The sequence below is a fragment of the Stenotrophomonas sp. GD03819 genome (assembly GCF_029841665.1).
Classification (GTDB): Bacteria; Pseudomonadota; Gammaproteobacteria; order Xanthomonadales; family Xanthomonadaceae; genus Stenotrophomonas; species Stenotrophomonas geniculata.
In genome coordinates, this window is sequence record NZ_JAOCEW010000048.1 from 22,132 (window position 1) to 29,788 (window position 7,657).

The 7,657-nt window shown below is 69.0% G+C and carries 9 protein-coding genes; 2 read left to right on the forward strand and 7 right to left on the reverse strand.

The genetic code is table 11. The annotated features are described in order from the left end of the window. Positions 1–18: 18 nt before the first annotated feature. From dinG to aroE, 3 genes are all read right to left on the reverse strand, one after another. The gene (gene dinG / locus N5D45_RS20600; RefSeq protein WP_197656321.1) at positions 19–2,121 is read right to left on the reverse strand and encodes an ATP-dependent DNA helicase DinG; all 2,103 of its coding nucleotides are present in this window, start codon (positions 2,119–2,121) and stop codon (positions 19–21) included. A gap of 167 nt (positions 2,122–2,288) precedes the next feature. Then, positions 2,289–2,642, reverse strand: a complete 354-nt coding sequence (locus N5D45_RS20605) for a hypothetical protein (RefSeq protein ID WP_029379808.1) — start codon at positions 2,640–2,642, stop codon at positions 2,289–2,291. A 3-nt stretch (positions 2,643–2,645) separates the two neighbouring features. After that, complete coding sequence (gene aroE, locus N5D45_RS20610) at positions 2,646–3,491, reverse strand: shikimate dehydrogenase (protein WP_010482212.1); 846 nt, start codon at positions 3,489–3,491, stop codon at positions 2,646–2,648. Between the two features lie 48 nt (positions 3,492–3,539). On the opposite strand from aroE, the gene N5D45_RS20615 reads away from it, so the two are divergent. After that, on the forward strand, positions 3,540–4,412 hold the full coding sequence (locus tag N5D45_RS20615; RefSeq protein ID WP_010482213.1) for a PD40 domain-containing protein: 873 nt from the start codon (positions 3,540–3,542) through the stop codon (positions 4,410–4,412). A gap of 55 nt (positions 4,413–4,467) precedes the next feature. Here N5D45_RS20615 and N5D45_RS20620 read toward each other — a convergent pair whose 3' ends face one another. The 4 genes from N5D45_RS20620 to N5D45_RS20635 form a co-directional block, all read right to left on the reverse strand. Then, positions 4,468–4,737: a hypothetical protein gene (locus tag N5D45_RS20620; RefSeq protein ID WP_010482214.1), complete on the reverse strand. Its 270-nt coding sequence runs from the start codon at positions 4,735–4,737 to the stop codon at positions 4,468–4,470. A 32-nt stretch (positions 4,738–4,769) separates the two neighbouring features. Then, positions 4,770–5,759, reverse strand: a complete 990-nt coding sequence (gene hemB / locus N5D45_RS20625; RefSeq protein WP_010482215.1) for a porphobilinogen synthase — start codon at positions 5,757–5,759, stop codon at positions 4,770–4,772. A 19-nt stretch (positions 5,760–5,778) separates the two neighbouring features. Further along, entirely contained in the window at positions 5,779–6,696 is a 918-nt protein-coding gene (locus N5D45_RS20630) for a bestrophin family ion channel (protein ID WP_010482217.1), read from the reverse strand. Between the two features lie 122 nt (positions 6,697–6,818). Further along, entirely contained in the window at positions 6,819–7,067 is a 249-nt protein-coding gene (locus N5D45_RS20635; protein ID WP_006475755.1) for a hypothetical protein, read from the reverse strand. 184 nt (positions 7,068–7,251) lie between these two features. On the opposite strand from N5D45_RS20635, the gene N5D45_RS20640 reads away from it, so the two are divergent. Further along, positions 7,252–7,657 (forward strand): hypothetical protein (locus N5D45_RS20640; protein WP_279939533.1); only part of this gene is annotated, 406 nt, incomplete at its 3' end.

A 7,657-nucleotide genomic window follows, 5' to 3' on the forward strand; every position in this document is an offset into this window, starting at 1 on the left:
CTGCGCTACCAGCACCCGTCAACCAATCACGCGCTTGAACGGCGGCAAGGCGTCGATGATGCGCTTGCCGTAGCGACGGGTCAGCAGCCGCGAATCAAGAATGACCACGCGGCCGGTGTCGGTGGAGGTGCGGATCAGGCGGCCGGCGAACTGGGTCAGCGTGCGCAGCGCGTGCGGAATGGCGATCAGGTTGAACGCATTGAGCCCGCGCCCCTCGAACCATTCGCTGAGCGTGGCGGTCTGCGGGTCGGTCGGCACCGCGAACGGCACCTGGGTGATCACCACCGTGGTGCAGGCTTCGCCGGGCAGGTCGAGGCCTTCGCCGAACGAGTTCAGGCCGAACAGTACCGAGCCTTCACCCGCTGCGACGCGGCGCAGGTGTTCATCGATCAGCCGTGTCTTGGACATCTCGCCCTGCACCAGCACCTGCTTGCGGCGCGCGGCCGACATCAGGCCAGCCACCTTTTCCATCTTCCAGCGCGAGGTGAACAGCACCATCGAGCCCTTGGCCCAATCCAGCTCGGTGTCGAGGTAGCGTGCCACTTCGCGCGGATGGCCTTCGCGGTCATCCGGCATGACCGGGAACTTCGGCACGATCAGCTCGGCCTGGTTGGGCAGGTCGAACGGCGACGACAGCGAAACCATCTCGGCCTCTTCGGGAATGCCGTTGTCGATCGCCAGCGATTGGAAATCGCCACCGCCGGTCAGCGTCGCCGAGGTCATCACCACCGAATCCACTTCATCCCACAGCAGCTTGCGCAGCACGTGCGCGGCCGACACCGGCGAGCCGTGCAGCACCAGGTCGCCGTCGCGGGTGGCGGTGACCCAGCGCGCCATCGGCGGCGCGCCGTCCTTGTCCTCGCGGCGCCAGGCCTGCCACAGGTTGTACTGCTGCTCGATCATTTCCAGCGCCATGCCCAGGTTGCGCTGCAGGCGCTCGCGCGCGGCATCGTCCGGCTTGCCCTTGGCCACCTGCGCGGTGGCGGCATGTGCCCAGTTGTAGAGGCTGCGGGTCTCGTCAGCCAGCGCCTCGATCGGCTCGCGCCAGGCCTCGGGCAGTCGCCCATTGGCCGCGCGCCACATCGGCTCTTCGTCCGCCGGCGCCGGCATCCACACGCGCTCGATATGATCGCGGAACGCGCGCAGCTGCTTGGCCACGTTGCTGGCCACTTCGATCGCTTCGTTCGGCAGCAGGTTGCCGAGGCGGTCCTTGTCGACCGCGCGGTAGGCACCGGCGATCAGGATCTGCAGGCGGCCGGTGCGCTTGGCCATTTCATCCAGCGCCAGGCTGGCCGCGCCCTGGTCGATCGCCACGTTGCCGATGTGATGGCCTTCGTCCAGCACCAGCAGCATGTCCGACGGCGGCGCGATCAACGGCTGGCCGTTGTCGCTGTCGCCGATCGACAGCGCCGACAGCAGCAGCGCGTGGTTGGTAACGACGATCTGCGCATCACGCACCGTGTTGCGCGAACGCAGCACCGCACACTGCGCCGAATAGGCACAGCGGCGCCCGGCGCAGCCCGAGGCCGGCGTGGTGATGCGGCTGCGCAGGCCGGGGCTGATGGTCTCCGGTGCGTTGTCGATGTCGCCATCCCAGCTGCCGCTGGTGAAGGCGTCGGTCAGGCGCTTGGCGATGTCCATTTCGATCGGCGCCAGCGGCCGATCGAACAGCGGCGCGTCATCCTCGAACATGCCGCCCTGCGAGCCCTCACCCTGTGCCTCGGCAGCATTGCGCGTGCACAGATAGCGGGTGCGGCCTTTGGCCAGCGCCACGGTCGCTTCCAGGCCGGTGGCCTTGAGGAAATTCGGAATGTCGCGCTCGACCAGCTGCGACTGCAGCGCCACGGTGCCGGTACTGATCACCAGCTTCTTCTTGCTGGCCAGCGCAATGGGTACGCCCGCGGTGAGGTAGCCCAGGCTCTTGCCGACGCCGGTGGGCGCCTCGACCACGCCGACGCCGCCACTTTTCGACAGCGCACGCGACACCACGCCGATCATCTGGCTCTGCGAGCGGCGGGTGGAGAAGCCGGGGGTATTGGCCTGCAGCGTGGTGTACGCCTTGCGGATCGCGTCCTTCAAGGCGTCATCAAGCGTGCGCGGAGCGGCGACGGTTTCGGTCACGCCGGGAAGTACCGTGGCTGGATCAGGCCGGTCATTGTCGCATGGCCGGCCACGTTCACCGCCGCTGGCACCCTGAACGGGCCAGCGACGACGCCTGGCGGCGGTCACGGTCCGGTGGCCGGACCGCTCAGGGGCCAGATACGCCGGGCATGGCCCGGCGCGACCGGTCAGGCCGCCGGGATCGTACGGCTACGCAGCAGGCGAACCAGTGCCCACACCAGCAGCACCACGCCGATGGCCTCGACCATCGCCAGCGCGAAATGCAGCACGCCGAGGATGGCGCCCATGCCCGAGATGGCGCTGAAGTTGCCACTGCTGACCAGCCACATGGGCAGGATGCCCGCCGCCAGGCCACCCAGGCTGGACAGCAGCAACAGCCCCAGGCCGACCAGGGCGCCGGTGCGGGTGGCATCGCGCGGTGCGCCGATCACCCAGACCAGGCCGATGCACAGCGCGATCAGTACCGGCAGGCGCACGCCGACCATGCTCAGCACGGTCACCATCAACGTTGTGCTGTCCATCGATCAGTCCTCGCCGGCCAGCACGGCCGAGCCCTGGCGCAGCGACTGGTAGACCTCGTCGGTCTGCGGGCGCACGCCATGCCACTGCAGGAAGCTCTCGGCCGCCTGTTCGACCAGCATGCCCAGGCCATCCACGGTATTGCGGCAGTTCGCCGCACGCGCCCAGGCCAGGAAGGCGATGGCGGCCTCGCCGTAGTTCAGGTCGACGGCGGTGGTCATCGAATTGACCAGCGACAGCGGCAGCTTGAACTCGACGTCGCGGTCGCGGCCGGCCGAGGTGGCATTGACGATCAGTTCGAAGTCGCCCAGATCACGCAGGTCTTCCCAGTAGCGGCTGATCGCGCGGCCCGGTTCGCCCATCGCGTCGATCAGTTCATCGGCGCGTTCCGGCGTGCGGTTGACCACCACCAGCTCGGTGATGCCGGCATCGAGGAAGGCCGGGGCGACGCTGCGCGCGGAGCCACCGGCACCGATCAGCAGCATGCGGCGGCCACGCAGGTCCAGGCCATGACGGTCGGTCAGGTCACGCACCAGGCCGATGCCATCGGTGGTGTCGCCATGCCAGCGGTCGCCCTTGCGCAGCAGCGTGTTCACCGAGCCGGCGCGGCGCGCACGTGCGGTCAGGGTGGAGCACACCGAGAACGCAGCCTCCTTGTGCGGCGAGGTGACGTTGGCGCCGACACCGCCTTCGGCGGCGAAGGCTTCCAGGCCGGCCAGGAACGCATCCGGCGCCAGGTCGATCGCGCGGTAATCCACCGCGATGCCTTCCTGGCGACCGAACGTCGCGTGGATCTGCGGCGACTTCGAGTGGGCAACGGGGTGTCCGAAGACGGCGTAACGGTCGGTCATGGAATCCTCAAGCTGGCTAGACTGATGCTCTTTCGTGCACGGACCCGGATGATGCGCATCACCCCGCCCCTGCTGGTGCTTGCCGCCAGTCTACTCTCTGCCCCCGTGGCGATGGCGTTGAACGAGTACGGCATCGAAGGCATGGGCGTGGTCTCCACCCGTGCCGACGAGGGCCGCGCCACGATCAGCGCCGATGGCCAGCGCATCGTGTTCGCACGCCGCGGCGAGGCGGGCTGGGGCCTGTGGCAGGCACGCGTGGTCGAGGGCCGCTGGCAGCAGGCGCAGGCGCTGCCGGTGGGCGTGGCCGGCGAGGCCCGCGATCCCTACTTCAGCCGTGATGGCCGCTGGCTGCTGTTCGCGGCCGGCCGCGAGGGCGCGCTGGCGCTGTACCGGGCCACGGTGGAAGCCGACGGCCAGCTCGGGAAGGCGCAGCCCTTGGCGGGCGATGGTGGGCGCCGGGAAGAGCGCGGGCCGGCCCTGAGCGCGGACGGCAAGCGGCTGTTGTTTGCCCGCGAGCAGGGTCGCGGCGCGGGCTGGGACCTGTTCGTGGCGTCACTGGACGCGCAGGGCGTGCGTGGCCCAGCCAGCGCATTGGCCGCGTTGAACAGCGCCGACGACGAGACCGACGGCGACTGGCTGGGCAACGACGGCGCGGTGGTGTTCAGCCGCGGCGGCGGCGCGACCGCGCAGGTGTGGAGCAGCGGCTGTGCGTGGACCGGCGCGGCGCTGCAGCCATTGGGGCTGTCATTCAACCAGGCCGGCGGCTGGACCGGCGCGCCGGTGATCGACAACGCCAAGCCGGGCGAGATGATGGTTGCCAGCAGTGCGGCGAAGGCGCCACGTGCCGGTGGCGTGGATGTGTACCGGTTGGCGGTGCCGAAGGTGGCGGCGGTTGCGGGGTGCGTGCCTGCCGCCCGGTAGATGCCAACCTTGGTTGGCATGCGGGAAAGTGCCAACCAAGGTTGGCACCCACCCGTCAGCGCGACAACACCTTCGCGCGCTGCTGCTCGTACTCGACTTCGCTCAACTGGCCGTTGTCCTTGCGCTGGTTCAGCGCGGCCAGCTCGGCCTGCACGCTCTCCGGCAGGGCCTGCTCACGGGCCACGTGGCGGGCGGCGGAGAGCTGCTCCGGCGGGCGCTTGCCCGCGCGCCATGCGGCGATGAAGACACCGACGATGATGGCGCCGAACACCAGCGTACCGATGCCCCAGATCAACCATTGCATCCATCCCAGTTCGGGTCCCATCGCACAGTCCTCCGTCTATCGTGGCGCTATTGTCAGCGCTCGCGCAGCCATCGCGCCACCTGCGGCGCGAAATAGGTCAGCACGCCGTCGGCACCGGCCCGCTTGAAGCCCAGCAGCGACTCCAGCACGCAGGCGCGCTCGTCCAGCCAGCCGTTGGCGAAGGCGGCCTTCATCATCGCGTACTCGCCACTCACCTGATAGGCGAAGGTCGGCACGCCGAACGTCTCCTTCACCCGGCGCACCAGGTCCAGGTACGGCATGCCCGGCTTGACCATCACCATGTCGGCGCCCTCTTCCAGGTCCAGCGCGATCTCGCGCAGGGCCTCGTCGCCGTTGGCCGGGTCCATCTGGTAGGTCTTCTTGTCGGCCTTGCCGAGGCTGGCCGCGCTGCCCACTGCATCACGGAACGGACCGTAGAACGCCGAGGCGTACTTGGCCGAGTACGCCATGATGCGCACGTTGATGTGGTTGCCGGCATCCAGCGCACGGCGGATCGCGCCGATGCGGCCGTCCATCATGTCCGACGGCGAGACGATGTCCACACCGGCCTCGGCGTGCGACACCGACTGCTTGACCAGCGCTTCAACCGTGATGTCGTTCAGCACATAGCCCTTGTCATCGATGATGCCGTCCTGGCCGTGGGTGGTGTATGGGTCCAGCGCCACGTCGGTCATCACCCCCAGCTCCGGGAAGCGCGACTTCAGCGCGCGGATCGCACGCTGCGCCAGACCGTCCTCGGCCCACGCCGCCGACGCATCCAGCGACTTCAGCGACGGGTCGATCACCGGGAACAGGTCGATCACCGGAATGCCCAGCTCCAGCGCTTCTTCGGCCACCTTCAGCAGCTCTTCGATCGACAGCCGCTCCACGCCCGGCATCGACGGCACCGCGGTGCGGCCGGCCAGTTCGTGCACGAACACCGGGTAGATCAGGTCGTCGGTGGTCAGCGTGTTCTCGCGCATCAGGCGGCGCGAGAACTCGTCATGGCGCATGCGGCGCGGGCGGTAAAGCGGGTGGGACATGGCAGGCTCCGAGGAGTGGCTATTGCAACAGGTAGCCCTGCGGCAGCAGGGGTTCGGGCAATGGGCGTTCGCCGAGCGCGTCGAGCTGGTCGATCTCGATCGTGCGCACCAGCGCGTCCAGCGGCAGGTCGTTCGGCTCCAGGCCGAACGGGTCTTCCATTTCTTCGCCCAGCTGGTCCAGGCCGAAGAAGGCATAGGCCAGCACCGCCGACAGCACCGGCGTGCCCCAGCCCAGCGAACTGGCCAGGCCGAACGGCAGCAGCACGCAGAACATCCACGCGCAGCGGTGCAGCAGCAGGGTGTAGGCGAACGGCAGCGGGGTGGTGAGGATGCGCTCGCAGCCGGCCTGGATCGACGACATCGCGTGCAGGCGCTCTTCCAGCTGGGTGTAGAGGATCGGGTCGAGGTCACCGGCGCGCAGGGCTTGGGCCAACTCGGCCGCGATCATCGACAGCAGCGCGTCGGGCACGTTCTCACGCTGCCCGAGTTGTTCGCGCTGGCGCTTGTCCAGCCACGGCAGGGCCATCAGCGCCACGATGCGCCCGCGCAGGCGACCGGCCAATGCATGGGCGAAGGCGGTGGTGAGATAGGCGATGCGGCGGCGACGGCCGGTGTCATCGGCCAGCAGCAGGTTCACCTGGCGGGCCAGCGAGCGCGATTCGTAGACCAGCTGGCCCCACAGCTTGCGGCCTTCCCACCAGCGCTCGTAGCAGGCGCTGTTGCGGAAGCTGAGGAAGATCGACAGCACCAGGCCAAGCAGGGTGAACGGCGTGACCGACACGCGTTCGATGCCGGTGGGCGGCGCCAGCTCGACCACCGCGGCCACGGCGATGGACAGGATCAGGATGGCCAGCACCTTGGGCGCGATCGCTTTGACGATCGAACCGCGCAGGATGTACAGCAGTTGCCAGCCGTGGGGACGGGGTCGGATGATCATGGGGCAGCCGCGCCGGGCGCGGATTCACAGGCACGCGTGGGGCTCGCGCAGCCATTCATTGTACGCCCCTGCCCGGCCATGGACCGTGCGCCTGCGACGCCCTGTCGCACCCGGGCGCGGGCTCAGATCACGCCGCCACCCAGGCCGAGGCGGAGGATGCCCACCACCACCACGATGCCGTTCAGGACCAGGCCGGCCCAGGCCCGGCCACGCTTGCTCGGGTGGGTGAACAGAATGCCCAGCGCGGCGATGACCGCGCCCACCGCAGCGAACGGGATCAGGAACCAGTTGCCCCAGCCGAGCAGTGGAATCAGCGCCAGGATCATCCACAACAGCGCCAGTACGCCCCACAACAGACTGATCACACCCATGCCGCTCTCCCGCAGTTGGTTCCTGCCCCAACCATAGACGTTCCCGCTGCCGCCGCCTACTGCCATTGGCGGGGCTGTCACCCGCACCGTGCTAGCGTGCTGCCGAGCGTGCCCTGGCCCGGGTGTTGGCGCCGATTCAGAGTGGCCCGCCGATGATCGCAACCAGTCCTACAGGGGTCGTGCCATGAACATCCGTTGGGCCGCGTTGGCGGCCATCCTGCTGGTCGCCGCTGGCTGTGCCAGCACCTCCAAGGTGATGCTGGGCCGCGCCCGCGCACCGATCGATCCGGCGCTGGTGCAGATCTACTCGACGCCACCGGCCGGTTCCCAGGAAATCGCCCAGCTGGAATCGGCGTCCGCCGTCGGCTTCGGCACCCAGGGCCAGACCGATGCCGCCGTGGCCCGCCTGAAGCGCGAGGCCGCCGCGCTCGGCGCCAATGGCGTGGTGCTGATGGGTGTGGGCAGCAGTGGCTCGCCGGTGGGCATGTCGGTGGGCGCCGGCACGTTCGGTTCGCACGTCGGTGGCGGCGTCGGCATCGGTATTCCGACGACGCAGAAGCGCGCCGCCGGCGTCGCCATCTGGGTGCCGA

Excerpts from the sequence above, each read along its gene's own strand:
- N5D45_RS20615 (WP_010482213.1), top strand. The coding sequence starts at position 3,540 with ATGATGCGCATCACCCCGCCCCTGCTGGTGCTTGCCGCCAGTCTACTC.
- aroE (WP_010482212.1), bottom strand. The coding sequence starts at position 3,491 with ATGACCGACCGTTACGCCGTCTTCGGACACCCCGTTGCCCACTCGAAG.
- N5D45_RS20635 (WP_006475755.1), bottom strand. The coding sequence starts at position 7,067 with ATGGGTGTGATCAGTCTGTTGTGGGGCGTACTGGCGCTGTTGTGGATG.
- N5D45_RS20605 (WP_029379808.1), bottom strand. The coding sequence starts at position 2,642 with ATGGACAGCACAACGTTGATGGTGACCGTGCTGAGCATGGTCGGCGTG.
- N5D45_RS20620 (WP_010482214.1), bottom strand. The coding sequence starts at position 4,737 with ATGGGACCCGAACTGGGATGGATGCAATGGTTGATCTGGGGCATCGGT.
- N5D45_RS20630 (WP_010482217.1), bottom strand. The coding sequence starts at position 6,696 with ATGATCATCCGACCCCGTCCCCACGGCTGGCAACTGCTGTACATCCTG.
- hemB (WP_010482215.1), bottom strand. The coding sequence starts at position 5,759 with ATGTCCCACCCGCTTTACCGCCCGCGCCGCATGCGCCATGACGAGTTC.